21 protein-coding genes are annotated in these 26,080 nt (G+C 34.4%); 17 read left to right on the forward strand and 4 right to left on the reverse strand.

All coding sequences use genetic code 11. From position 1 onward, the window contains the following. The first annotated feature begins 33 nt into the window (after positions 1 to 33). The 17 genes from IEV84_RS05660 (at position 34) to IEV84_RS05740 (ending at position 21,640) form a co-directional block, all read left to right on the forward strand. Positions 34 to 4,368, forward strand: coding sequence for a CusA/CzcA family heavy metal efflux RND transporter (locus IEV84_RS05660; RefSeq protein WP_188493294.1), 4,335 nt, complete (start codon positions 34 to 36; stop codon positions 4,366 to 4,368). A 1-nt stretch (position 4,369) separates the two neighbouring features. Continuing rightward, complete coding sequence (locus IEV84_RS05665; protein WP_188493296.1) at positions 4,370 to 5,497, forward strand: efflux RND transporter periplasmic adaptor subunit; 1,128 nt, start codon at positions 4,370 to 4,372, stop codon at positions 5,495 to 5,497. 9 nt (positions 5,498 to 5,506) lie between these two features. Further along, positions 5,507 to 6,625 (forward strand): VIT1/CCC1 transporter family protein, encoded by a 1,119-nt coding sequence (locus IEV84_RS05670; RefSeq protein WP_188493298.1) that lies wholly within the window; start codon positions 5,507 to 5,509, stop codon positions 6,623 to 6,625. A gap of 41 nt (positions 6,626 to 6,666) precedes the next feature. Next, entirely contained in the window at positions 6,667 to 7,143 is a 477-nt protein-coding gene (locus IEV84_RS05675) for a DUF2231 domain-containing protein (RefSeq protein WP_188493300.1), read from the forward strand. A 304-nt stretch (positions 7,144 to 7,447) separates the two neighbouring features. After that, entirely contained in the window at positions 7,448 to 8,305 is an 858-nt protein-coding gene (gene hisG / locus IEV84_RS05680; protein WP_188493302.1) for an ATP phosphoribosyltransferase, read from the forward strand. Between the two features lie 95 nt (positions 8,306 to 8,400). Continuing rightward, entirely contained in the window at positions 8,401 to 9,684 is a 1,284-nt protein-coding gene (hisD, locus tag IEV84_RS05685) for a histidinol dehydrogenase (protein WP_188493304.1), read from the forward strand. Positions 9,685 to 9,783: 99 nt separating this feature from the next. Next, positions 9,784 to 10,827 (forward strand): histidinol-phosphate transaminase, encoded by a 1,044-nt coding sequence (gene hisC, locus IEV84_RS05690; RefSeq protein WP_188493306.1) that lies wholly within the window; start codon positions 9,784 to 9,786, stop codon positions 10,825 to 10,827. Positions 10,828 to 10,967: 140 nt separating this feature from the next. After that, on the forward strand, positions 10,968 to 12,104 hold the full coding sequence (gene hisB / locus IEV84_RS05695; protein WP_188493308.1) for a bifunctional histidinol-phosphatase/imidazoleglycerol-phosphate dehydratase HisB: 1,137 nt from the start codon (positions 10,968 to 10,970) through the stop codon (positions 12,102 to 12,104). Between the two features lie 81 nt (positions 12,105 to 12,185). Then, positions 12,186 to 12,767: an imidazole glycerol phosphate synthase subunit HisH gene (hisH, locus tag IEV84_RS05700; RefSeq protein ID WP_188493310.1), complete on the forward strand. Its 582-nt coding sequence runs from the start codon at positions 12,186 to 12,188 to the stop codon at positions 12,765 to 12,767. A 66-nt stretch (positions 12,768 to 12,833) separates the two neighbouring features. Beyond that, positions 12,834 to 13,559, forward strand: a complete 726-nt coding sequence (hisA, locus tag IEV84_RS05705; RefSeq protein ID WP_188493312.1) for a 1-(5-phosphoribosyl)-5-[(5-phosphoribosylamino)methylideneamino]imidazole-4-carboxamide isomerase — start codon at positions 12,834 to 12,836, stop codon at positions 13,557 to 13,559. 72 nt (positions 13,560 to 13,631) lie between these two features. Then, positions 13,632 to 14,387 carry an imidazole glycerol phosphate synthase subunit HisF gene (gene hisF, locus IEV84_RS05710; RefSeq protein ID WP_188493314.1) on the forward strand — a complete coding sequence of 252 codons (756 nt, stop codon included), beginning with the start codon at positions 13,632 to 13,634 and terminating at the stop codon, positions 14,385 to 14,387. A 27-nt stretch (positions 14,388 to 14,414) separates the two neighbouring features. Next, positions 14,415 to 15,014 (forward strand): bifunctional phosphoribosyl-AMP cyclohydrolase/phosphoribosyl-ATP diphosphatase HisIE, encoded by a 600-nt coding sequence (gene hisIE, locus IEV84_RS05715; RefSeq protein ID WP_188493316.1) that lies wholly within the window; start codon positions 14,415 to 14,417, stop codon positions 15,012 to 15,014. A gap of 140 nt (positions 15,015 to 15,154) precedes the next feature. Next, positions 15,155 to 16,282 carry an alpha/beta hydrolase gene (locus tag IEV84_RS05720; protein ID WP_188493318.1) on the forward strand — a complete coding sequence of 376 codons (1,128 nt, stop codon included), beginning with the start codon at positions 15,155 to 15,157 and terminating at the stop codon, positions 16,280 to 16,282. A 180-nt stretch (positions 16,283 to 16,462) separates the two neighbouring features. After that, positions 16,463 to 17,893: a leucyl aminopeptidase family protein gene (locus tag IEV84_RS05725; protein WP_188493320.1), complete on the forward strand. Its 1,431-nt coding sequence runs from the start codon at positions 16,463 to 16,465 to the stop codon at positions 17,891 to 17,893. Positions 17,894 to 17,897: 4 nt separating this feature from the next. Further along, positions 17,898 to 19,112 (forward strand): ATP-grasp domain-containing protein, encoded by a 1,215-nt coding sequence (locus IEV84_RS05730; protein WP_188493322.1) that lies wholly within the window; start codon positions 17,898 to 17,900, stop codon positions 19,110 to 19,112. Between the two features lie 117 nt (positions 19,113 to 19,229). Further along, on the forward strand, positions 19,230 to 20,885 hold the full coding sequence (locus IEV84_RS05735; RefSeq protein ID WP_188493324.1) for a M1 family metallopeptidase: 1,656 nt from the start codon (positions 19,230 to 19,232) through the stop codon (positions 20,883 to 20,885). Positions 20,886 to 20,941: 56 nt separating this feature from the next. After that, the gene (locus IEV84_RS05740; protein WP_188493325.1) at positions 20,942 to 21,640 is read left to right on the forward strand and encodes a DUF4240 domain-containing protein; all 699 of its coding nucleotides are present in this window, start codon (positions 20,942 to 20,944) and stop codon (positions 21,638 to 21,640) included. Positions 21,641 to 21,763: 123 nt separating this feature from the next. On the opposite strand, the gene IEV84_RS05745 is transcribed toward IEV84_RS05740, so the two are convergent. The 4 genes from IEV84_RS05745 to IEV84_RS05760 form a co-directional block, all read right to left on the reverse strand. After that, the gene (locus tag IEV84_RS05745; protein WP_188493327.1) at positions 21,764 to 22,954 is read right to left on the reverse strand and encodes a hypothetical protein; all 1,191 of its coding nucleotides are present in this window, start codon (positions 22,952 to 22,954) and stop codon (positions 21,764 to 21,766) included. 138 nt (positions 22,955 to 23,092) lie between these two features. Further along, positions 23,093 to 23,923: a type 1 glutamine amidotransferase gene (locus tag IEV84_RS05750; protein WP_188493329.1), complete on the reverse strand. Its 831-nt coding sequence runs from the start codon at positions 23,921 to 23,923 to the stop codon at positions 23,093 to 23,095. Positions 23,924 to 23,967: 44 nt separating this feature from the next. Beyond that, positions 23,968 to 25,074 (reverse strand): carboxylate-amine ligase, encoded by a 1,107-nt coding sequence (locus IEV84_RS05755; protein ID WP_188493332.1) that lies wholly within the window; start codon positions 25,072 to 25,074, stop codon positions 23,968 to 23,970. 16 nt (positions 25,075 to 25,090) lie between these two features. Further along, positions 25,091 to 26,038 carry an ATP-grasp domain-containing protein gene (locus tag IEV84_RS05760; protein ID WP_188493334.1) on the reverse strand — a complete coding sequence of 316 codons (948 nt, stop codon included), beginning with the start codon at positions 26,036 to 26,038 and terminating at the stop codon, positions 25,091 to 25,093. Positions 26,039 to 26,080 lie beyond the last annotated feature (42 nt).

Genomic DNA, 26,080 nt, shown 5'->3' on the forward strand with positions numbered 1-26,080 from the left:
ATTCTAACTAATAATTTATTAATTTTAACTAGTATGCTTAATAAAATCATTCTTTTTTCTATACAGAATAAGCTCATTGTGCTATTGTTCTCGTTAGGAATTTTTGGATTCGGAATTTTTTCTGTGTTCCAAATATCCATTGGTGCAGTGCCTGATGTGACTAATAATCAGGTTCAGGTAATCACTACCTCACGCAATCTTTCCACTCAGGATATTGAACAATTTATTACCTATCCCGTAGAGATTGAAATGTCTAATTTACCGGGTGTAAAAGAAATACGTTCGGTTTCTAAATTTGGATTATCAGTTGTAACGATTGTTTTTGAAGATGACTTAGGAACGTATTTACCACGACAATTAATTGCCGAAAAAATAAAATCAGCCGCAGAGAAAATTCCGGAAGGTTTCGGAACTCCCGAAATGGGACCTATAACAACCGGACTGGGTGAGATTTACCAATATACGCTTGAGGTAAAACCCGAATTTAAAAACAATTATTCGGTTACCGATTTAAGAACGCTACAGGACTGGGTGGTAAAACGTCAGCTTTCAGGAATAAAAGGAGTGGTTGAAATTAATACCTGGGGTGGTTATTTAAAACAATACGAAATTGCTGTTTCGCCAGCTCGTTTAAAAGCGATGAATATTAGTGTTTCCGATGTTTTTAAAGCTTTGGAAAACAATAACGGAATTGCCGGAGGTGCTTATATTGAAAAAGTCAATCAAAGTTATTTTATACGTGCTGAAGGAAAAGTAAAATCACTCGAAGATATTGGAAATATAGTTGTTGTAAACACTAACGGACAGCCTGTTTATGTGAAAAATGTAGCTGAAATCCGTTTTGGTCATGCCAATCGTTTTGGAGCCATTACCGGAAATGGAGAAGGAGAGAAGGTGCTTGGGCAAGTTATGATGCTCAAAGATGCCAATTCGAAACAAGTAATTAATGATGTAAAAGACCGAATAGCCGAAATTCAGAAAAGTTTGCCTGAAGGTGTTTATATCAATGGTTTTTTAGAAAGAAGCGAATTAGTAAGCAAGACCACTTTTACAGTAGCCGAAAACCTGATTTTAGGCTGTTTGATTGTGGTTTTTGTGGTGGTTCTGTTACTTGGAAACTGGCGTTCGGGATTAGTTGTCGCATCGGTTATTCCGCTTTGTTTGTTGTTTGCTATTTCGTTGATGAATATTTTTGGTATTGATGCCAATTTAATGAGTCTGGGAGCTATTGATTTTGGGATTATTATCGATGGAGCTGTAATTATTGTAGAGTTTATTGCATTTCAAATCGCTCATAAATCGAAACATTTGGTTCACTTATCAAATGAAAACCGTCAACAGGAAATTGATCAAATTACCTACCAAAGTGCTTCAAAAATGATGAATTCGGCGGTTTTTGGTCAGTTAATTATCTTAATTGTTTTTATCCCGATTCTTTCACTTTCCGGAATTGAAGGCAAAATGTTCAAGCCCATGGCTATGACATTTAGTTTTGCATTGGTTGGGGCTATGTTATTTTGTTTTACTTATGTTCCGGTGGTTTCTTCGCTGTTTTTAAAACCAAAAGAAGAAAATCCGGATTCATTTTCGAATAAATTAATAGCTAAATTAAATTCATTTTACCTGCCTGTTATCAGTTGGGCATTAGCAAATACTAAAAAAGTACTGTACAGCGCAATGGGATTGTTAGTTATGGCAGTGCTTTTATTTACAACTATGGGAGGCGAATTTATTCCAACCTTAGACGAAGGTGATTTTGTGATTCAGCCTGTTTTAAAAACAGGAACTTCTTTGAGTAAAACTATCGAGACAACCACTAAAATCGAAAAAATAATACTTAATAAATTCCCTGAAGTCGAGCAGGTAGTGAGCAGAATAGGTGCTGCCGAAGTTCCTACCGACCCAATGAGTATGGAAGAAAGTGATGTTATTGTGAAATTGAAACCAAAATCAGAATGGGTTTCGGCAGAGAGTAAAGATGAATTGGCGGATAAAATAAAAGAAGCTATTGTAGAACAAATTCCGAATATGGAAATCGAATTTACCCAACCTATTGAAATGCGTTTTAATGAATTGATTTCGGGAACACGTTCGGATGTGGCTGTGAAAATCTTTGGAGAAGACTTAGATATTTTAGCTAAAAAAGCACAAGAAATTGAAAAAGCCATTAGAAATGTTGAAGGAGCTTCAGATATTATCATTGAAAAAACCGAAGGATTGCCACAAATGAGTGTGCAATTTGACCGTTCAAAAATTGCCCGTTACGGCTTGAATATTTCCGATTTAAATGAATTGATAGCACTTGGTTTTGCCGGAAAAACAGTCGGAAATGTGTTTGAAGGCGAAAAACGATTTGATATGGTTATTCGTTTGGATCAATACCACCGTCATGATATTGATGATTTAAAAAATCTTTATGTCAGCACGCCTTCCGGACAACAAATCCCGATGCAGGAATTAGCCCAAATTGAATATACCCAAGGTCCGGCTAAAATTTCAAGAGACAATACCAATAGACGAATTGTGATTGGGATTAATGTGAGAAACCGCGATTTACAAAGTGTGGTTAAGGATATTCAGCATATAGTAAATACGAAAGTCAAACTTCCAAATGGTTATTATGTGAAATACGGCGGACAATTTGAAAATCTTGAAAGTGCCAAAGCACGTTTGCTCATTGCGGTTCCTATCGCTTTATTTCTGATTTTTATATTGCTTTATTTTGCTTTTGGTTCTGTCAAAGAAGCTTTGATGGTGTATTCGGCTATTCCGTTATCTGCCGTGGGAGGAATATTGTTTTTATGGATCAGGGATTTGCCTTTTAGTATTTCAGCCGGAGTTGGTTTTATTGCTTTATTTGGAATAGCAGTGTTAAACGGAATTGTATTAATTGAACATTTTAAAGAATTAAAACAGCAGGGAATGACCAATCAAGACGAATTGATTTTAAAGGGAACAACCGATAGATTGCGCCCGGTATTATTAACGGCTGCGGCTGCTGCTTTAGGTTTCTTACCCATGGCGGTTTCAGCATCTGCAGGAGCCGAAGTACAGCGCCCATTAGCAACTGTAGTAATTGGAGGTTTGTTTACCGCAACTATTTTAACAATGATTGTGTTGCCGGTTTTATTTAAAGTTTTTGATGGAAAAGAATTTAAAAAACCAAAATTCAAAAATCATCATGGTACTATGACAATCATTTTATTGTTGTTGAGTTCTTCTTTTGCTTTTGCTCAAAATCCAAATAACGAATTGGATCAACTGATTGCCATTGGAATCCAAAATAACAAAGCTTTAAAAGCTTCTCAATTGCAGGTTGAAAAAATGAAAGCGAATATTAAAAGTGCCTATTCTTTTGATAAAACCAATATTTATTACAATTATGACCAGAATAATTTAGCATACAATAATAAGGCTGTTTCGGTAATTGGAGCACAGCAAAGTTTTTTGTTCCCTACGGTTTATGCGGCTCAAAAAAAGAACAATACAGCAGAATATGAAAAGCAACAATCAGTTTACGAATTAGAAAAAAACAAGCTGAGCTTAGAGATTTCAAAATTGTTTTATCAAATTGTGTATCTACAACATCAGGAAATTTTGTTCAAAAGATTAGATAGTTTGTACCAAAATTTTTCTAAAGCAAGTAATAGACGTTTTGAATTAGGAGAGACTAATTATTTGGAAAAAATTACAGCCCAGTCTAAAGCGAGGCAAATTGCTTTAAAGCTTTCGCAAATTAGAAAAGAGAAAGAAGCACAGTATCATTTGTTTCAATATAGCATTCAATCGGATGAGAAAATCACAATAAAAACAAATGAAATCAAGCCTTTAAGTTTTTCAACAGAAGAAACAAGTAAAGTGCTTTATAGTAATTATTTACAATCAGTTAGAGAAAATTATAAAAATCAAATGAATTTACAAAAACAAAGTTGGTTGCCTGATTTGAATTTGGAATTTTTCAGAGGTTCTAACAAAGGATTATCGCGATCCTTAAATGGTTTCCAGGTTGGGATTGCTTTGCCCATTTTGTTTTCGGGAAATGTTTCCAAGGCTAAAGTCGCAAAGCTTGAATTAGAAAGTTGGGAAGCACAAATGCAAAATGAAAATGAAAAAATGAATGGTTTTGTTGAAAACAAAAAGAATGAATTATTAAAGTATCAGGAAGCCATTAATTATTACAATCAACAGGGTAAAAAACTGGCAGACGAAATTTTGAAAGTAGCTAATATGAGTTACAAACACGGAGAAATAGACTTTTTTCAATACATCCAAAGTCTTGAAAACGCTACTGTTATTGAAGTCGAATATTTAGAAAATGTACTTCAGTTCAATAAAACACAATTAGATTATCAATTTTTAAATTTTTAAAATGAACCCAATAAATAAAATACTCGCTATACTTTCTTTGTCAATTGTTTTGTTTTCCTGTAAAGAAACTAAAATCGAAGAAAATCCTGTTGTTAACTCGGATTTAATATCAGTAACAGCCGCACAGTTTAAATCAGCCGGAATGGAAATCGCCAGTCCGAAAGAGCAATCTTTTGACGTTACGGTAAAAACGACCGGAAAAGTAGATGTTCCTCCGCAAAACAGAGCTCAAATTACTTCTTTTGTTGGAGGTTATATAAAATCAACTCAATTGTTAGTTGGAGACAAAGTAGTAAAAGGACAAGCTTTATTAACCCTTGAAAACACCGAATTTTTAGACATTCAAAAAGAATATCTGGAGGTAGCGGAACAGATTAATTATCTGAAATCAGAATACATTCGTCAAAAAACATTGTTTGATGAAAAAATTACTTCTCAGAAAAACTATTTAAAAGCAGAAAGCGATTATAAGAGAGCTAAAGGAATGTATCAAAGTTTAAAGGAAAAACTAAAACTTTTAAATATAAATCCGGCAAATGTAGAAAAAGGAAAATTATCTTCTGTTGTAACTATTTATGCACCTATTTCAGGTGATATTGTGGTCATGAATGCGCATTTAGGCATGCACGTTAATCCATCTGATGTGATTTTAGAAATTATTCAAACGGATCATTTGCATTTAGAATTGGCTATTTTCGAAAAAGATATTTTAAAAATTAAGAAAGAACAGGATATCCTGTTTACAGTTCCTGAGGCTTCTAAGGAGGTTTTTAATGCTAAAGTTCATTTGGTAGGTAAGTCAATTGAAGGAAACGACAGAACAATAAATATTCATGCGCATTTAGACGATAATATTAAACAACGATTGCTTACCGGAATGTTTGTGGAAGCTAATATTATTGTTGATTCTAAAAAAGGCTTAGCGATACCAAAAGAAGCTTTATTGGATGAAGAAAACAAAAATTTCGTACTTTTATTAAGTGAGAACAAAAAAGATAGTTATGCTTTTAAAAAAGTAGCTGTTACTGTTGGGGCAATGTCGGAGGATTATGTTGAAATAATTCCTGATAATCAAATCAACAAGAATTCCAAAATTTTGATCAAAGGAACGTATGATGTTGCAAATTAAATTTTTGTCATGAATGTACAAAAACTAAAAAGTCAGTTACAAACAGAAGTAGATACTGCTTTTCTTTATGAAAGCATAGCCGCTATTCAAACAGATGCTAATTTAGCAAAGGTTTTAAGCGGTTTGGCAGAGATTGAAAATAAACATGCCACTCACATGCTTGAAAAAGTGAGAACCTTAGAACCGGATTACAAAATGCCGGTAGCTTCTTCGAGAGCTAAGATGCAACTCAAGGCAGGGAAATATTTTGGATACAGCAGTATCATTAGCAATTTATCTAATACCGAAAGAGAGTTTGCTGAAACGGCTATTAAAGATAAGAAGGCTAAAGGAATTAAAGCTTCGGGTTTTGAACACAATCATTTGAATATAATTGAATCCGTAAGTCAAAATGAAGCGCTGAATGTTTCGGGCGGTTTGTTGTCTAAATTTGAAAGTCGTCACAAATCTGTTGGAGGAAATGCTTTAAGAGCAGCAGTTTTGGGAGCTAATGACGGTTTGGTTTCTAATATGAGTTTAGTTATGGGAGTTGCCGGAGCAGCTGTTTCTAATAATACGATTTTACTAACCGGTATAGCCGGACTTTTAGCGGGAGCTATTTCGATGGCTTTAGGCGAATGGCTTTCGGTACAAAGTTCGAGAGAATTAAATCAAAGACAAATCGATTTAGAATTGGAAGAATTGGAAGCTTCGCCTGAAGAAGAAAAAAAAGAGTTGGTTTTATTGTATCAGGCTAAAGGAATGAATGTTGAAGAAGCCCAAAAATTAGCCGAAAAAGCATTTGAAAATCCTGAAACAGCAATGGATGCTATCATTACGGAAGAATTAGGAATTGACAAAGAAGAATTAGGTGGTTCAGCCTGGGAAGCAGCCATTGCCTCTTTCATTTTATTTTCAATAGGAGCAATTATTCCTTTGTATCCATTTATTTTTATCAATGGTGAAAAAGCTATTTTATTAAGTTTAGGAAGTTCTGTAATTGGACTTTTTGGAATTGGAGCCGCAATTACTTTATTAACGGCAAAAAGTATTTGGTTTTCAGGTTTTAGACAGGTTTTGTTCGGACTGGCCGCTGCCGCAGTGACCTATGGAATTGGTTCGCTTATTGGCGTTTCCTTAGCAGGATAATTTTAAACATAAACAAATATTAATATTAAAAACTGGCAGTTATGAATGACGCACATTTACACATGATTGTAAACCATTTTCCTATTATTGGAACTATTCTGGGATTATTGGTTTTGATGGGAGGAATTTATTTTAGAAGCAATTCTATTAAAAACACTTCTTATTTTTTATTTATCATAGCAACTGTTTTTACGGTGTTTAGTATGGCAACAGGTGAAGGAGCAGAAGAATTGGTGGAAGATATGCCTTCAATTGGACATGAAATTATTCACAACCATGAAGAATTAGCGGAAAAATTGGCTATTGTCATGTATTTATTGGGAGTAGTTTCTGTTATTGGTCTGATTACTAACATCAATAATCACGCTAAGGCTAAATTCTTTTCGTATGCTATTTTAGTTATAGCTGTTGTAGCGGTATTTTTATCTGTAAAAGTAGGGACTTCAGGAGGTGAAATTCGTCATACCGAAATTCGTCCTGATGTCGTTTTACTGAATACTAATTCGGAAAACAAGTAATCGGCTGTTGATAAAGACTAAGATTTTAATATTTTCGAAACATTTAGTTAAATTAAAAATTTGCTTGTAACTATTTTATAACTTATATTTGCATCACAAAAAATTAAGATTAATACAAAATCATAATGTTATCAAATCAATTGCATCATCATCATTTACATTATTGCTCTCAAGCGATGTGTTAATGGTATGCGTGTAAGTCATCATATTAATAAACCCGTTTGAGTACATCAAACGGGTTTTTCATTGTGTGTTAAGTCCTTTGTACTCAAGCACATTCAATAAAACATAAAAAAACAAAACAATGAGTACGTTAAAAATTGCAATTCAAAAATCAGGCAGATTAAACGAAGATAGTATTCAAATCCTGAAAGATGCCGGAATTTCTATCAACAATGGTATCGATCAATTAAAGGCAGAAGCTTCTAATTTTCCATTGGAAGTACTGTATTTACGTAATTCTGATATTCCTCAATATTTGATTGACGGAGTAGTAGATATTGCTATTGTAGGAGATAATTTATTGGTTGAAAAAGGAAAAAACATTGAGGTAATCCAAAAATTAGGATTTTCGAAATGTAAAGTTTCTGTTGCTGTTCCTAAAACTTTTGAATACAAATCGGTTAAAGATTTAGATGGTTTGCGTATTGCAACTTCTTATCCGAACACTGTAATTGAGTATTTTAATAAATTCGGATTAACTGTCGATATTCACCAAATTTCAGGTTCGGTAGAAATTGCACCTAATATTGGTTTGGCTGATGCTATCGTGGATATTGTTTCCAGCGGAAGCACTTTGTTTAAAAACAATCTGAAAGAAGTGGAAGTTATTTTGAAAAGCGAGGCTGTTTTAGCGGTTTCTCCAAAAGTAACTCCGGAAGCGCAAAAAATAATTGATACTTTAAAATTCAGAATCGAATCGGTTTTAAGAGCAAGAAAATCAAAATACATTTTGATGAACGTGCCAAATGATAAAATTGAAGCGGTAAGCAGTATTCTCCCTGTTTTGAAAAGTGCTACGGTAATGCCATTGGCTCAGGAAGGCTGGAGTAGTGTGCACACTGTAATAGACAAAGACACTTTCTGGGAAGTAATTGACCAATTGAAAGCAGCAGGTGCCGAAGGGATTTTGGTTTGCCCAATTGAGAAAATGGTACTTTAAAAAGTTAGAAGTTAGAAGTTGGGAGTTAGAAGTATTCAAATAACCGAATAACAACTGACACTTAACTCATAACCCATAACCCATAACTTGACAATATGAACAAAATATATAATCCAACACCCGATACCTGGGCTTCTATTTTAGAAAGACCCACGAAAACGGTAAACGATATAGAAGCAACGGTAAAAGAAATTTTTACTGCTGTTCAAAAAGACGGAGATGCGGCTGTTGCCAAATATACGACTCAGTTTGATGGCGTGTATTTTGAAAACAGCGAAGTTACCGCTGCTGAAATTGAAGTTGCTATTAATACTGTTTCTGACGAATTAAAAGCAGCGATTTCTTTGGCGAAAGCCAATGTGGAAAAATTTCACCAGGCTCAAAAAACAACTCGTGTTTCAGTTGAAACAGCTGAAGGAGTGCAATGCTGGCAGGAAAAAAGACCTATTCAAAAAGTAGGTTTGTACATTCCCGGAGGAACTGCACCATTGTTTTCTACGGTTTTAATGCTGGCTGTTCCGGCTAAAATTGCAGGATGCAGCGAAATTGTTTTGTGTTCGCCTCCGGATAAAAACGGAAATATCAATCCTGCTATTTTATATGCTGCCAATTTATGTGGTGTAACTAAAATTATTAAAGTAGGAGGAATTCAGGCGATTGCCGGAATGACTTTTGGAACACAAGCAATTCCTAAAGTATATAAAATTTTTGGTCCCGGAAACCAATATGTGACTGTAGCTAAACAATTGGCAACACAGTTTGGCGTGGCTATCGATATGCCGGCCGGACCATCTGAATTATTGGTCGTAGCCGATGATACTGCAGTACCGGCTTTTGTAGCTTCTGATTTATTGTCTCAGGCTGAACACGGAGCTGATAGTCAGGTGATTTTGGTTTCTACATCTAAAGCTATAATTGATGCTGTAGAAAGCGAAATTCAAGCGCAATTAGAAGTATTACCGCGTAAAGCCATTGCTGAAAAAGCCATTGCGAATTCTAAATCAATCTTTGTAGAAAATGACAAAATTGCTTTGGATTTAATCAACGAATACGGTCCGGAGCACTTTATTGTTTGTACAGCAAATAATGATTTTTATGTGGATGGAATCCAAAATGCCGGTTCGGTTTTTATAGGGAATTATACCCCTGAAAGCGCCGGGGATTACGCATCAGGAACCAATCACACTTTGCCAACGAATGGTTATGCTAAAAATTATAGCGGTGTGAATTTGGATAGTTTCATGAAATCAATGACGTTCCAAAAAATTTCCGAAAAGGGAATTCAAAACATCGGAAATGCAATTGAAGTGATGGCAGATGCCGAAGGTTTACAAGCGCATAAAAATGCAGTGACTTTGAGATTGAAAAGTTTAGAATAAAGAACATAGAATAAAGAAAATAGAGCAGAGACGGTATATTAAGTAGATTTATCTATATTCTATTCTCTGTTTTCTTTATTCTTTTTAACGATAAAAAAGATGAAATTCGATATAAATACCCTTATCCGTGAGAATGTAAAGGTTTTAAAGCCTTATTCTTCGGCACGTGATGAGTTTGAAGATTTTGATACTGCCGAAATGGTGTTTTTGGACGCTAACGAAAATCCCTATCAAAATGGGGTAAACCGTTATCCGGATCCTCAACAAGCTAATGTTAAAGTAGTTTTAGGAGAAATTAAAAATCTAAATCCACAACAAATTCTTTTAGGTAACGGAAGTGACGAAGTGTTGGATTTATTGTTCAGGGCTTTTTGTGAGCCTAAAGTGGACAATGTAATTACTTTGCCGCCTACTTATGGAATGTATGGTGTTTTGGCAAACATCAATAACGTTGAAAACAAAGAGATTTTATTGACTGCCGATTATCAACCACAAGTCGATAAAATTCTTGAAGCGGTAACAGCTACAACCAAATTGATCTTTTTGTGTTCGCCAAATAACCCAACAGGGAATTCTTTTTCTACAGAAAGTGTTACGACTTTATTAGAAAAATTCAATGGTTTTGTGGTGATTGACGAAGCTTATATTGACTTTTCGGATAAGGCAAGCTGGCTTGAAAAATTAGATCAATATCCTAATTTGATTATTACACAAACCTTGTCAAAAGCTTATGGTTTGGCAGGAATTCGTTTAGGAATTTGTTATGCTTCAACAGAAGTTATCGCGGTTTTAAACAAAATCAAACCTCCTTATAACGTTAACGAATTAACCCAACAACGAGCGCTGGAAAGATTAAGCGATCAGGAAAAAATAAACAGAGAAATCAGTTCTATTTTAACCGAAAGAGATACTTTATTAGATGTTTTAAATAAAGTGTCTTTTGTAGAAAAAATATATCCTACTGAGGCTAATTTTATTCTGATAAAAGTGGATGATGCCAATAAGCGTTACGATGAATTAATTGCTAAAGGAATCGTAATCAGAAACAGAACCACGCAGCCGCTTTGTGAAAACACTTTGCGTTTGACTGTTGGAACAGAACAAGAGAATAAGAAGTTAATGGAGGCGTTACAATCGATTTAAGCACAAATTTCACAAATTAGCACAAATTTTTAAAAGTAATCGTAGTAAAAAATAGAGTAGTAAAAACCCAAAAGAAATAGAATTTAAGCAATTTAGAATTTGTGAAAATCTGTGAAATTTGTGTTTTAAAAATATAAAAAATGAAAAAAGTACTTTTTATAGATCGTGATGGAACGATTGTTTTAGAACCGGAAGGATATCAATTAGATAGCTTGGAGAAATTAGAGTTTTTCCCAAAAGCATTTCAATATTTGGCTAAAATTGCTAACGAATTGGATTATGAATTGGCAATGGTAACGAATCAGGATGGTTTAGGAACGAATTCTTTTCCGGAAGATACTTTTTGGCCAACACAGGATTTTATCTTAAAGGCTTTTCAAAACGAAGGAGTTTTGTTTGATGATATTTTTATAGACCGTTCTTTCCCGGAAGACAATGCGCCTACACGCAAGCCGCGTACAGGAATGTTAACTAAATACATTGACAATCCAAATTATGATTTGGCTAATTCTTTTGTTCTTGGTGACCGATTGACAGATGTGGAACTGGCTAAAAACCTTGGTGCAAAAGCGATCTTTTTAAACACTACCGACGGAGCAGGAAGTTCTGAAATAAGCGCTAAAAGAGAAGAATTAGATGCTGTGATTGCTTTGCAAACTATGGATTGGAAAAAAATCTATGAGTTTTTAAAATTAGAAGCCCGCACCGCTTCCATCACAAGAAAAACACACGAAACTGATATCTATATCAAATTGAATTTGGACGGAACAGGAAAAAGTAACATCGATACAGGAATTGCTTTTTTTGACCATATGCTGGATCAAATTTCGCGTCACGGACAAATGGATCTGGAAATCAAAGTAAAAGGCGATTTGGAAGTTGATGAGCACCACACTATTGAAGATACTGCAATTGCTTTAGGAGAAGTTTATGCTAAAGCGCTTGGAAATAAATTAGGTATTGAGCGTTACGGCTTCTGTCTGCCAATGGACGATTGTTTAGCACAAGTTGCTATTGATTTTGGTGGAAGAAACTGGTTGATTTGGGAAACAGAATTCAAACGCGAAATGGTTGGTAAAATGCCAACGGAGATGTTTTTCCACTTTTTCAAATCGTTCTCTGATGGTGCCAAAGCAAACATCAACATCAAAGCAGAAGGCGATAACGAACATCACAAAATCGAAGCAATCTTTAAAGCTTTTGCAAAAGCAATAAAAGTAGCCGTAAAACGTGATACAGAAAAAATGATTTTACCTTCAACAAAAGGAATGTTATAAAGTTGGAAGCTTGGAGTTGGAAGCTTGAAGTAAAATTTGCTTCTTCTAACTCCCAACTTCTAACTCCCAACTTAAAAAGAAATGAAAATAGTTATCATAAATTACGGAGCAGGAAATATTCAAAGTATTCTATTTGCCATAGAAAGATTGGGTTATACCGCTGTGTTAACCAATAATCCTGACGAAATAAAAGCGGCTGACAAAGTAATTTTTCCAGGCGTAGGAGAGGCGAGTTATGCCATGAAAATGCTTAAAGAAAGAGGTTTGGATACTTTAATTCCAACATTAAAACAACCGGTTTTAGGAATTTGTCTGGGCATGCAATTGATGTGTAATCATACTGAAGAAGGAAATACGACTGGTTTGGGTATTTTTGATGTAAATGTGACTAAATTTACCCCAAAAGTAAAAGTGCCACAAATGGGCTGGAATACCATTTACGATCTAAAATCGGATTTATTTAAAGATGTAGCCGAAAAAGAATACATGTATTTGGTACATAGTTTTTATGCTCCTATTTGTGAAGAAACCATTGCAACCACTGATTACGAATTGCCTTATTCTTCTGCATTGGAAAATGGTAATTTTTACGGAACACAGTTTCACCCGGAGAAAAGTGGGGATATGGGAGAGAAAATCTTAGGCAATTTTTTAAAGCTATAAAATTTCAATAACAATATTAAAAATCAGCGGAATGAGATTGCTTCGTTCCTCACAATGACAAATAAAATGAGAATAATACCAGCTATAGACATCATCGACGGAAAATGTGTTCGTTTGTCAAAAGGTGATTACAATACTAAAATAATTTACAACGAAAATCCGCTTGAGGTAGCCAAAGAATTTGAGGCGCACGGAATCGAATATTTGCATTTGGTAGATTTAGACGGAGCAAAATCAAGCAAGATTATCAACTATAAAATATTAGAGCAAATTGCCACTCAAACTAAATTGAAAATTGATTTTGGTGGTGGTTTAAAAGCGGATTCTGATTTAAAAATTGCTTTCGAAAGTGGTGCAAACCAAATTACTGGCGGAAGTATTGCGGTAAAAAATCGCGCTGTTTTTGAAAAATGGATTGCTGAATACGGTTCGGATAAAATCATTTTAGGAGCTGATGCTAATAATGAAAAAGTAGCGGTTTCAGGTTGGTTAGAAGATTCTAATGAAGACTTAGTTCCTTTTATTCAGGATTATCAGGCTAAAGGAATTCAATATGTAATTTGTACCGATATTGCCAAAGACGGAATGTTACAAGGACCAAGTTTTGATTTATATTCTAAAATTCTGGATCAGGCCAAAGGTTTAAAATTAATTGCTTCGGGAGGAATTTCAACTTTTGACGAATTGCCAAAATTAGCCGAAATTGGTTGTGAAGGAACTATTATCGGAAAAGCTATTTATGAAGGAAGAATCTCGTTGAAACAGTTAGAGAATTATATAATTAGTTTATAGTTTATTGTTAATAGTTTGTAGTTGTAGAACGGCAAACCTTAAACAATAAACCACTAACAACAAACAAAAAGAATGCTTACAAAAAGAATTATCCCTTGTTTGGATATCAAAAACGGGAGAACTGTAAAAGGAGTAAATTTTGTAGATTTGCGCGATGCGGGAGATCCGGTGGAATTAGCCAAAATTTATTCGGATGAAGGAGCTGACGAATTAGTGTTTCTGGATATTTCAGCAACGGAAGAAAGAAGACGAACTCTGGTTGATTTGGTTCGAAAAGTAGCTTCGACTATCAATATTCCGTTTACTGTGGGGGGAGGAATTTCGGCTGTTGAAGATGTTGAAGTATTGTTGCAAAATGGTGCTGACAAAGTTTCCATTAATTCCTCAGCGGTTAAAAATCCCCAGTTGATTAACGATTTGGCACAGAAATTCGGAAGTCAATGTGTGGTGGTAGCTATTGATGCCAAGCAAATTGATGGGGAATGGATTGTGCATTTAGTAGGAGGAAAAGTACCAACAGAAATTCGATTATTTGACTGGGCTGTTGAAGTAGAACAAAGAGGAGCAGGAGAAATTCTTTTTACCTCAATGGATAATGACGGGACCAAAAACGGATTTGCTAATGAAGCTTTGGCTAAACTGTCAAGCTTAGTGAATATCCCGATTATTGCTTCAGGTGGTGCCGGAAACATTCAGCATTTTGTGGATAGCTTTGCTAAAGGAAAGGCTGATGCAGCCCTGGCAGCCAGTGTTTTTCATTTCAAGGAAATTGAAATCAAGGCTTTGAAAAAAGAACTTAAAAATAACAATATAGAAGTCAGAATCTAAAATCTGAATTCTAAAATCTAAAATAAAATGGAAATAGATTTTTCAAAAAGTGCACACGGATTAATTCCCGCCATCATTCAGGATAGTGAAACTAAAAATGTTTTGATGTTAGGCTATATGAACGACGAAGCTTATCAAAAAACAATTGAGACAGGAAAAGTAACTTTTTTTAGTCGCTCTAAGCAACGTCTTTGGACAAAAGGAGAGGAAAGTGGTCACTTTTTAAATTTGGTTGATATTAAGAATGATTGCGATGGTGATACACTTTTAGTTCAGGCTGTTCCTGTAGGACCAACTTGCCACACGGGTGCTGATACCTGTTGGCAAACTCCAAACGAAAGCAGTTATGGTTTTATTTCAGAATTGGAAAATACCATTCAGTCAAGAAGAGAAAAAGCAGATTCTGAACAAAGTTATGTGGCTTCTCTTTTTGCAAAAGGAATCAATAAAATAGCTCAAAAAGTAGGGGAAGAAGCCGTAGAAGTGGTTATCGAAGCCAAAGACGCTAATGATAATTTATTTTTAGACGAAAGTGCTGATTTATTATTCCATTATTTGATTTTATTACAAGCTAAAGGATACAAATTAGAAGATGTTATTAAGGTTTTAAAAAGCCGTCAGAAATAGCATCTATATTTTCTGTTAATTTATATCAAAAACGAGTTTATAAGTGTAAAAAAACACCTTATAGATTCGTTTTTATTTTTTCACAAAAACACAATCTGTTATATTTACCACATTAATTAATGATTTAGATACAACAACTTATGATTTTTGATAAAACTCATTTTTCAGAAGATTTAATCGATACTAAAATAAAAACAGGACTATACATCATATTGACCACTGACGAAGACGATTCCCGTCCGGTATATATATCGGGCAATTTTAACGATTGGCGTACTCAGGACAAGGAATTTATGATGGAAAAAGTAGGTGTAGGTCTGTATCATTATAAGTTCACGCATGATTTTGATTATCCGGAAACCTTATTGTATAAATTTACTAAAGGAGACTGGAGTGATGTAGAAATTGGTATTAATGAAGAGCGAACAGAAAATCGTTCAACAACTAAACATACTGGAATTCAAAACGAACATGTATTTAAATGGAGAAGAAACTGGTTGCCATTCAAGCCTAATTTTTTGCCTCAAATCCAGTTAATATCGGATGAATTTGAAATTCCGCAACTCAATACAACCAGAAAAATTTGGGCTTTATTGCCACATGATTATGATGCTTCGGAAGAAAGTTATCCGGTGATGTATTTGCAGGATGCCCAGAATTTATTCAATGAAAATGCTGAATATGGTAATTGGGAAATTGACAAAAAGTTGGCGGTAATGTCCGAATACAAAGTGGGGAAGATTATCGTTATTGCTGTTGAACATGCCGAAGAAGACCGAATAAAAGAATACAATGTAGGGAAAACAGTTTTAGGAAAAGGCAGAGGGAAAAAATACATTCAGTTTTTAGTTGAAACCTTAAAACCTTATGTTGACAGTAATTTCAGAACTAAAAAAGAAAGAGAATTTACAGGAATAGGAGGAAGTTCGATGGGAGCTTTGGTAAGTATCTTTAGTGGTTTAAGATATCCGGAAGTATTTGGTAAATTGATGATATTTTCACCTTCACTTTGGGTTAACCCAAAAATAAAAGTTAAAGAAGCTGAAAATTCCGGAGACACTAAAATTTATTTGTATGCCGGAGGTGATGAAAGTGAAACCATGATTGAACATGTGGAAACTTTTAAAAACCGAATACTTGAAAATGAATTTGTTAATGATAAGATGAAGATTAATCTCAGTATTAACAAATTAGGAAAACACAATGAAACCTATTGGAGTGACGAATTCCCTAAAGCAATAGAGTGGTTATTTTTTAGTACTAAGTAATTGGAAATATTTAATGACATACCGTAACAACGATTTATCATATAAACATATAAGTCAAGTAAGAATTAAATCTACAATGCACTTATTGTTACTTAAGGTATATAAGTAAAAAAACTTAAATGACTTATATGGTTGAAAAAAGCGATATTGTTTTACTCTTACAACTTAAAGACAATTAGAATGAAAATAATAAAGATTGATAGTTTAGAAAATTTTTCAGGAACAGTTTTAGTTCCTGTTTTTGAAACTGCTGCCAAAGATTTGGTTCCAATCCAATTTGAAGGACTGGAAATTTCATCCAGGTTATTTTCCGGCAAAAAAGACACTTATTATTTAGCCGAAAAAAACGGCACTATTTTTATTTTTATTGGCTTAGGAAAAACAACTGATTATAAATCGTTAAAAACAAATTTCAGAAGAATTGCTTTCAAAGAAAAAGACACATTTAGCTCAAATGTGTCTTTATTTTTACCGGATGTTTTTACTGAAGAACTGGTGGAAGCCGCTATTTTAGGATTGCTTTTAGGAACTTATAATTTAGGACATTATAAAAAGCAAGATACTCATCCGTTTTTGAATGCTGATTTTATACTTCAAATTTTATCAGCTAATGATTTTTCGAAATCCATTGATAAGGCTATAAAAATTGCGAGAGCCCAACTGGAAATTTTCAGCCTAGTTGATTTACCTCCTAATAAAGTAACTCCAAAATTTTTAGCACAATGGGCTCAAAATAAAGGAAATCATTATGGTTTTGATGTAAAAGTGCTGGGATTAGAAACCGCTAAACAAGAAAATCTTGGTGCTTTTGTAGCGGTTGGAAAAGGAAGCGAAAATGAAGCTCAATTTGTAATTATGAATTACAGTCCTAAAAACGCTGAGGCTAATTTAAAGCACCTTGGTTTGGTTGGGAAAGGAATCACTTTTGATACCGGCGGATTGAATATCAAGACATCGGGCATGGTACATATGAAATGTGATATGGCTGGTGGAGCTGCTGTTTTGGGAGCAATGCAACTGATAGCCGATTTACAATTGCCGGTAAAAGTTACTGCTATTGTTCCTTGTGCCGAAAATTCGGTCGATAGTAAGTCTTTTTTACCAAGTGATGTTATCCATAGTTACAGCGGTAATACCATTGAAATTATCGATACGGATGCCGAAGGCCGATTGGTTTTGGCCGATGGATTATCATACTTAATTAAGAATTACAATCCTGAATATATTGTAGATATTGCCACGCTTACAGGAAGCAGTGTGGCTACTTTTGGATACGAATGTGCCGCTTTGTTTAGTAATAATGAGGTGATTTCGAAAAAACTTCAGGAAATAGGTGAGAAAATCGGAGAGCGTTTATGGCCGTTACCACTATGGGATGATTATAAAAAGGACATAGAAAGTGACATTGCCGATGTGAAGAATTTTAGCGGAAAACCAGTAGCCGGAGCCATCAGCGCAGCTAAATTCTTAGAGTTTTTTACTAAAGAACATAAGGCCTGGGCGCACTTGGATATAGCCGGTGTTGCCTTTGGTGATGACGAATTTGCAAAAAGTAAACATGCAACTGCTTATGGTGTACATTTATTGACTAAATTCATAGAAAATTTATGACATTATGGAAAGTGCTAAAAGTTTCGTTTGTATCTCAAATTATTTTAAAGGAACTGATTTTCTAATTCAGTTAAAAAAACTGGGGAATACCGTATATCTTGTAACTAGTGAGAAACTACGTGACAAGCCTTGGCCACATGATTATATAGACGAAATTTTCTATATGCAGGGACAGGATACCGATTGGAATTTAGAGCATTTATTACTGGGAGTTGGCAATTTGATGAAAACGAACAAGGTTGACGCCATAGTAGCATTGGACGATTATGATGTTGAAAAAGCCACTTATCTAAGAGAAAATCTCAGAATTGACGGGATGGGACAAACTACAGGCCGTTATTTTAGAGACAAACTCGCTATGAGAATGAGAGCCAAAAGTTGCGGAATTCCTATTCCGGCATTTTGTTCTTTATTTAATGACCATGACATCAATACTTTTGCCGATACTGTTGCTCCACCCTGGGTTTTAAAACCACGTTCCGAAGCTTCTGCATCCGGAATTATAAAGGTTTTTGATAAAGAAGCTTTGTGGATTCATATTACCGAAATGGGCAATAATCGTTTTAAATATTTATTGGAACAATTCAAACCCGGCGATGTCTATCATTGTGACAGTTTGGTTTTAGACCGTAAAAAAATATTCAGTCTGACTTCAAAATATCTGGCTACGCCAATGGAAATAACACAAGGAGGAGGCGTTTTTAGAAGTTCGAATATTCCATACGATTCGGAAGACGATATCGAAATCAAAAAAGTAAATGAAGAAGTGCTGAAAAGCTTTGGTTTGAAAAATGGAGCGGCTCATACCGAATTTATAAAATGCAATGAAGACGGGAAAATCTATTTTCTGGAAACTTCTTCCCGTGTAGGTGGTGCTCATATTGCCGAAATGGTCGAAGCGGCTTCGAATATTAATCTTTGGAAAGAATGGGCTATAATTGAAGATGCTTTGGTAAAAGAAAAAATATATCAATTGCCAAAAGTAAAAAAAGAATACGCCGGTATCGTTTTGACTCTGTCAAAATACCAACATCCTGATTTATCCTCTTTCTCTGATCCTGAAGTTTGTTTCAGGGTTCCGTTGGATTATCATGCGGGATTAATAGTGAAATCGGATAAAAGTGAACGAGTTTTGGAATTACTCAACAATTATGTTGATCGTTTAATTGCCGATTATACTGTGGTTGTAGCACAAAACAAAGTCACTAAACTGCATTAGTTATAACTACAAACTTTGTCATTCCGACGAAGGAGGAATCTCATCAAGTAATTCAGATAATGGGATTCCTCCTTCGTCGGAATGACAAATATTACTTTCAAAAAAGACTTCAAATTCATGAAAATACTTTGTCTTTTCTTTTTTATGTCATTCTTTATTTCGAATGGAATAAAAGCACAATCACTTTTGGGTAACCCAACAATTTCGTTTACAAAGCAAGACAGTTTGCGTGGAAGTATCACAAAAGAAAGATCCTGGTGGGATTTAAAACAATATCGCTTAGACATAAAAGTAAACCCTTTAGATAGCACAATTACAGGTTCTAACGCTATTAAATATCAAGTTTTACAAGAGTACAATGTAATGCAGATTGATTTGCAAAAACCTTTAGAAATCAGCAAAATTATTCAAGACGGTGTAGCCTTAAAATACAGCCGTGAAGGCAATGTTTTTTGGGTTGATTTAGTCACTCCTCAAAAAGCAGGTACAATAAAAGAACTCACCATTTTTTATGGAGGCAAACCTAAAGTTGCTGTTAATCCGCCTTGGGACGGAGGAATTAGTTGGAAAAAAGACAGTAATGGAAAACCTTTCATTGCTTCTTCCTGTCAGGGATTGGGCGCCAGTGTTTGGTGGCCAAATAAAGATCATATGTATGACGAAGTCGATGATATGTACATTAGTGTTAATGTTCCGTCGGATTTAATGGATGTTTCCAATGGTCGTTTGCTGAGTGTGAAAAAACAAAAAAATAGCACTACAACTTACAATTGGTATGTTTCCAATCCGATAAATAATTACGGAGTTAACATCAATATTGGTGATTATGTTTCTTTTTTAGAGAAATATAAAGGCGAAAAAGGAATTTTAAATTGCAGCTATTATGTTTTGAAAAATAATTTGGCGAAAGCCAAAAAACAATTCAGGGAAGTTCCCCGAATGTTAAAGGCTTTCGAATATTGGTTTGGTCCTTATCCTTTTTACAAAGACGGTTATAAGTTGGTTGAAGTACCTTATTTAGGCATGGAACATCAAAGTTCAGTAACCTATGGAAATGGATTTCAAAATGGTTATTTAGGTCACGACATGAGCGGGACAGGCTGGGGACTGAAATTTGATTTTATTATTGTTCACGAATCTGGGCACGAGTGGTTTGCTAACAACATTACTTATAAAGATATTGCCGATATGTGGATTCATGAGAGTTTCACCAATTATTCCGAAAGTCTTTTTGTGGAATATTATTATGGTAAAAAAGCGGGATTTGAATATGTTATTGGAACGAGAAAAGGTATTGCTAATGATTTTCCTATCATTGGGAACTATGATGTAAACCATAAAGGCTCAGGAGATATGTATCCAAAAGGAGGAAATATGCTGCATACTTTGCGCCAAATTGTAAATGATGACCAAAAATGGAGAAAAATTTTAAGAGGTTTAAACAGTACTTTTTACCATCAAACTGTTAGCACGAAGCAAATTGAGGATTATTTGAGTCAGCAAGCAGTAATGGATTTGAATCCTTTTTTTAATCAATATCTGAGAGATACGAGAATACCAATACTAGAATATTATTTTAAAGAAGGACAATTATTTTATCGTTGGAGCAATTGTGTTGCTGGATTTAATATGCCAATTAAAATCTCGATTAACGGAGTTGAAAAATGGTTGAAGCCTGAAACTGATTGGAAAACAGAGCTTAATACTGATCAAAATTCAAAATTGCTGATTGATGTCAATTTTTATGTGACAGGAATTCAGATTAGAAAATAAAATAGACTAATTTTATACTGTAATTTAGAAAATTTCTAATTGATTATTCCATCATCATGAGACATCATTATTTTTTTATATCGTTTTTTCTATTGCTGTCAGTGGTTGATTATAGCCAAAACAGCAATGTAAAATCAGATGAGTTACTCACCAGTACTGACTCTATTGAAGCGGCTCCAAGAATCAATTTGGACTCTATTCATTTGGATCCGACAAGTGAGATGTTAGACGAAGAAAGTTATTGGAAAATTATTGAAAGCTCATTAAAAGAAACTACCAATCAGGAAGATCAGGAAATTTTCCTTACTGCTGAGTTAGAGAAACTTTCTCCAAAGGAGGTGATTGGTTTTCGTCTGAGAACCGACAAACTTTTATTTGATTCTTACACTTCTAATTTATGGTGTGCTAACTATGTCATCAGTAATGGAGCTGCCGATGATAGTTTTGATTATTTCAGATGTTGGTTGATTTCAAGAGGAAAAGAAGCTTATTATAAAACACAGGAAAACCCCGATAATTTAGTTAATTTGGTGGGTAATGAACCTCAAGCTTATGATTTTGAGGGCTTTTGGTACGTAGCCAATAATGCTTTTAAAAATCTTACTCATAAAGAGGTGGAAAGTTATGTGGATTATGAAAAATTCACTACAACTGACGTACATTATCCCATTTTAGAATTCAATTGGAATGTTGACGATCCTAAAACAATGGAAAAAGTTTGTCCTGTTTTGTTTAAGAAATTCTGGAAGAAATAATTTCCACCATATAAGTCATATAAGTTTTGACCTCTTTTTTTTATATTAAATGACTTATGTGGTAAAAAAATAGTAGTTGTTAATTTGAAGTCCATATAAGAAGTTTATAATTTTTTCTTCAAATTATCTTTCAAACAATCCAATAGTTCCGCCCACCCAGTCTTTGTCCTGATTGTATTTTACACCAATCATTTCGCCACGGCTCAAACGCACTAAATTACACAAAAGAGTAGGAGAGGTATCATCTTTTTTCCAAGTGCAAAGCATTCTCACTTCAGCTTTTACTTTACCGTCAGGTGATTGTACAATAGGAAGATAATTGACTTTTTTCTGAAGAATATAAAGCTCTTTGTCCTTAACGGCTTCGATGTCTTCACGTTTGACATGGAAAATAACACCGGAACCAGAGAAAGAGAATAAAGGTTTTAAAACATAATTTTCTAAGTCTTCCGGAATTTCTTTTAACTCGCTCAATAAAGTGGTTTCGATGAAATATTTTCCTTTTAACAGCGGCAAAATGAACTTACTGATTCTGAAAAACCAGTTGGGATGTCCGGCCCATTCTACATCCAGTTCATCTGAAAAACTGAAATTCATTTTCAAATCGGGGCGCAAGTCTAATTCGTCAAAAATAACTCTGTTGTAAATGCGTTTTACCAATATTTCGTCACCATTTTCGTTTTTGTAAAATAGCTGATTCCCTTTTTTAATTAAATCGGTAACGCATACAAAAGGGATTCCGAGATCTCTTTTACAGTAATAAAAATCAATTTTGGTGTTTTGTTTTTCAGGTTCTATTTCGAGCAGAATAACATTTTCCTTAGGATGATTGTTGCAAAAAACTTCCTCTAAAGTTTTTAGATATTGCTGTGGTGTCGTACCATTTAAAAACGGTGTTAATTCATCAAGAAAAGGATAATATGTTTTGAATTTCTCGAATAAATTTACCTGATAATTAAACAAGGAAGGAAATCCCTGTACTTCAATTAATTTAGGAATTGTTTTTCCGTCTTCTTCACAAATTCCAAAATCGATAGCCAGAAAAGTACTGTGTTCGTCTTCATTTGGAACTTTATTGTTTAATTCTAATGCCTTATTGGTAAGTTGTTTAAAATTTTCTTTTTGAACTAAAGCTATAACATCATTACAGCCTTCAATCAGCTGTGCTTTTAATTCATTCGAAATGAAAAAAGGAGTTTCTCCTAATCGAAAAGTAGGTGCGTAATCAAAATCCTGAGCGATACTATCTTTTAATTGTTGGTATTTTTCCTGAGTGAATTGCTCGTTGAATAACTTTCGATATTTTGAAATCATACAGTTTTTGAATGTTAAAAAAAGGAACACAGATGATACTAATTTAGCAGATTAAAAGAAATTTTTAATTTTAATCTGTGTTAATTAATTTAATCTGTTATATCGGTGTTCCAATATTTTATTAGCATAAATAATTTATTAATTAGACATGATTTTTTTAGATTTCATCAGGTCAGTAATGGCAGAACGAAGAAAATTAGGAATCAGGGTTTCGTTAGTTCGATATATTTTATCATCGTCAACCAAGTCTTCCAGCATATTTCTGAATTTTCTTTTGCCTTTCATTTTTCTTATTTTGTCTTTTATATCCTTATTTCTTAGATGTGACAGAAAACTAATAGGATCGGCTTCGGGATGAAATTGCGTTCCCACTAAATGATCTGTAAAGCGTACCGCCATAATGGCTCTTTCGTATTGCACATGATCTCTTATTTTTTCCAGAGAAATGATTTTAGCACCTTTTTTGGCAAAAACACTCAATTTAGGCTGTATTACCTGATAATCTCTGGAATCAATGGCGTAAAATGGATCGGCTAAACCTTCAAACAACAAATCCTTAAGGCCATCTTTGGTTTTATGGATAGTCATTACACCAAATGAGGTGTCGTGTCTTTTGGTAATTTCGGCCAGTCCAAAATGTTTACAGGCCATCTGAAAAGAATGGCAAATAAACAAAACATGTTTTTTTATCGGATTTTCACTGTTCCATTTTACAATGGAATCAATAAAAGCATAATATTTTTTATCCCAGTTTCCATCGCCTTCCAGTGGATTTCCCGGACCACCAGAGGATATATAAATATCAAACTGATCAATTTCGGGTAATTCACATTTTCCTCTGACATCAAATATTTTAAAACACACAAAAGGAGCAAATCGGCTAACAACATCAATTATACATCGCATTCCCTGATTAGGTTCACCATTGTACATGTCTAATATTGCTACTGTTATACTTTTCTTTTTCATTAGTCCCACTTTTTAAAATAATTATTCAAAGATAAGTTATTATTTTATAAGCCTTTAGTAAATTCTGAAGTTATAAAATCAACTACTTTAGTCAGGTCTTTTGTTTCTTCAAAAACGGCCAATTGTTTGTCGGCTCCAGTACCATTTTTCAGGATTTGGTGCGCAAAATTAATATGCTCCCTGCTGCCTAATTCGTCCACAACATCTTCAATAAAATCAAGTAATTCAAGAATCAACATTCTGGTTTCCACTTCTTTTTGAAGTCCAAAATCAATCATCTGTCCTTCAATTCCATAGCGGGCAGCACGGAATTTATTTTCTTTTATCAATGCCAATCGATAAATATTGAAACTCATGTTTTGTGAATTGAGTCGGTATAATTTGGCTACAACGGCCTGTATTATAGAGACAATGCACATGGTTTCTTCAACCGTCAAACTCATATCACAAATGCGAAATTCAATGGTGTCATAGAAAGGATGCAAACGTAAATCCCACCAAATTTTCTTTGGATTATCAATACAGCTGGTTTTTACCAGCGTTTCCAAAAAGTTATCGTAAGAGGATAAGGAATCGAAATATTCCGGTAACCCAGTTCTTGGAAATTTATCAAAAACCTTTGTTCTGTATGATTTGTAACCTGTTTGTCTGCATTCCCAAAAAGGGGAATTAGTAGATAACGCAAAAATATGCGGTAAAAAATAACAAGCCTGATTGATTAACTGTAACCCAATTTCGCGGTTTTCAATTCCCACATGGCAGTGCATCCCGAAAATCAAATTAGAACGGGCTGCATCCTGTAATTCGTTGATAATATTATGATAACGGGGATCATCGGTTATGGGTTGATCCTGCCATTTTGAAAATGGATGTGTTCCTGCACCTCCAACGATAAGCCCCTGTTTATCGGCTAATTCTACAATTTTTGTCCTTAGAAACTTAATCTCACATTCGGCTTCTTTGACATTTTTACAGATATTTGTTCCTACTTCCACAACCGACTGGTGCATTTCGGCTTTTACCTGTTCGTTTAATAATATTTTGGCTCCATCGACAATTTTGGACAAATGGGAGCGTAAATCACGGGTTTCGGGATCTATAATTTGGTATTCCTCTTCAATACCAAGCGTAAAAACAGGCAATTTTTTCATTTAAATATTCCGATAGTTATTTAAGTCCAACAGCATCTTTCATAAAAGTTCCCCAGGTCAGATTGATTTTTTCTGGTTTTTGTTTTTTTGCGGCAGCAATAGCCATTTTTGCAGCTTCTTCGACCACCCATTCGAAGTTTTCTGCTCCTACCGAATTGATATCGGCATCAGGTGCCGGATTTCCAAAATCAATAGCATAAGGAATCCCGTCACGCACAGCAAATTCTACGGTATTAAAATCGTATCCTAAACCTTTGCAAAGACGAATCGTGTAATCTTTGATAGTAGCTAATAGTTTTTTATCTACCGGAGGTCCGTCAAGAACATAACGCAAATGGGGTTGATTTCGGGGTTCATATTGCATGATTTTAACCGCTTTACCACCTAAACAATACACTCTGAAATATTCGGTAAAAACAATTTCTTCCTGTAACAACATCACTAATTGACCCGTTTCACTGTGTTTCTCCCAAAATTCTTCTTTGTTTTCCAGTCGATATACATTTTTCCATCCACCGCCGGCATACGGTTTCATATAAGCAGGAAATTTTACATAGTCAAAAATGCCTTCCCAGTCTAATGGAAATTGTAAGTTTCTAAAAGATTTAGAAGTCGTATCCGTGGGATGTTCCGCTGAAGGAAGAATTACGGTATTAGGCAACGGAACACCCAATGTATCCGCTAAGGCATTATTGAAAAATTTATCATCAGCACTCCACCAAAAAGGGTTATTGATTACATTAGTTCCTGTTAAAGCGGCATTTTTTAGAAAAGCACGATAAAACGGAACATCTTGTGAAATTCTGTCAATAATTACCGCATATTCACCGCCTTTGTTTTGGATAACCTTATCAATAGAAACGGCTTCGGCTATAATGTCTTTTTCATTTTTTGAATTTACTCTATCAATAAAAGCCTGTGGAAAGGTGTCTTCCATTCCAAATAAAATTCCGATTTTCTTCATGTTTATTGTTTCTTTACTACTTTATTACTTTTTTATAGTTGG

The organism is Flavobacterium palustre, from assembly GCF_014639535.1.
GTDB lineage: Bacteria > Bacteroidota > Bacteroidia > Flavobacteriales > Flavobacteriaceae > Flavobacterium > Flavobacterium palustre.

Coding starts and splice junctions, on each gene's coding strand:
- IEV84_RS05660 (WP_188493294.1), top strand. CDS start 34: ATGCTTAATAAAATCATTCTTTTTTCTATACAGAATAAGCTCATTGTG.
- IEV84_RS05665 (WP_188493296.1), top strand. CDS start 4,370: ATGAACCCAATAAATAAAATACTCGCTATACTTTCTTTGTCAATTGTT.
- IEV84_RS05670 (WP_188493298.1), top strand. CDS start 5,507: ATGAATGTACAAAAACTAAAAAGTCAGTTACAAACAGAAGTAGATACT.
- IEV84_RS05675 (WP_188493300.1), top strand. CDS start 6,667: ATGAATGACGCACATTTACACATGATTGTAAACCATTTTCCTATTATT.
- hisG (WP_188493302.1), top strand. CDS start 7,448: ATGAGTACGTTAAAAATTGCAATTCAAAAATCAGGCAGATTAAACGAA.
- hisD (WP_188493304.1), top strand. CDS start 8,401: ATGAACAAAATATATAATCCAACACCCGATACCTGGGCTTCTATTTTA.
- hisC (WP_188493306.1), top strand. CDS start 9,784: ATGAAATTCGATATAAATACCCTTATCCGTGAGAATGTAAAGGTTTTA.
- hisB (WP_188493308.1), top strand. CDS start 10,968: ATGAAAAAAGTACTTTTTATAGATCGTGATGGAACGATTGTTTTAGAA.
- hisH (WP_188493310.1), top strand. CDS start 12,186: ATGAAAATAGTTATCATAAATTACGGAGCAGGAAATATTCAAAGTATT.
- hisA (WP_188493312.1), top strand. CDS start 12,834: ATGAGAATAATACCAGCTATAGACATCATCGACGGAAAATGTGTTCGT.
- hisF (WP_188493314.1), top strand. CDS start 13,632: ATGCTTACAAAAAGAATTATCCCTTGTTTGGATATCAAAAACGGGAGA.
- hisIE (WP_188493316.1), top strand. CDS start 14,415: ATGGAAATAGATTTTTCAAAAAGTGCACACGGATTAATTCCCGCCATC.
- IEV84_RS05720 (WP_188493318.1), top strand. CDS start 15,155: ATGATTTTTGATAAAACTCATTTTTCAGAAGATTTAATCGATACTAAA.
- IEV84_RS05725 (WP_188493320.1), top strand. CDS start 16,463: ATGAAAATAATAAAGATTGATAGTTTAGAAAATTTTTCAGGAACAGTT.
- IEV84_RS05730 (WP_188493322.1), top strand. CDS start 17,898: ATGGAAAGTGCTAAAAGTTTCGTTTGTATCTCAAATTATTTTAAAGGA.
- IEV84_RS05735 (WP_188493324.1), top strand. CDS start 19,230: ATGAAAATACTTTGTCTTTTCTTTTTTATGTCATTCTTTATTTCGAAT.
- IEV84_RS05740 (WP_188493325.1), top strand. CDS start 20,942: ATGAGACATCATTATTTTTTTATATCGTTTTTTCTATTGCTGTCAGTG.
- IEV84_RS05745 (WP_188493327.1), bottom strand. CDS start 22,954: ATGATTTCAAAATATCGAAAGTTATTCAACGAGCAATTCACTCAGGAA.
- IEV84_RS05750 (WP_188493329.1), bottom strand. CDS start 23,923: ATGAAAAAGAAAAGTATAACAGTAGCAATATTAGACATGTACAATGGT.
- IEV84_RS05755 (WP_188493332.1), bottom strand. CDS start 25,074: ATGAAAAAATTGCCTGTTTTTACGCTTGGTATTGAAGAGGAATACCAA.
- IEV84_RS05760 (WP_188493334.1), bottom strand. CDS start 26,038: ATGAAGAAAATCGGAATTTTATTTGGAATGGAAGACACCTTTCCACAG.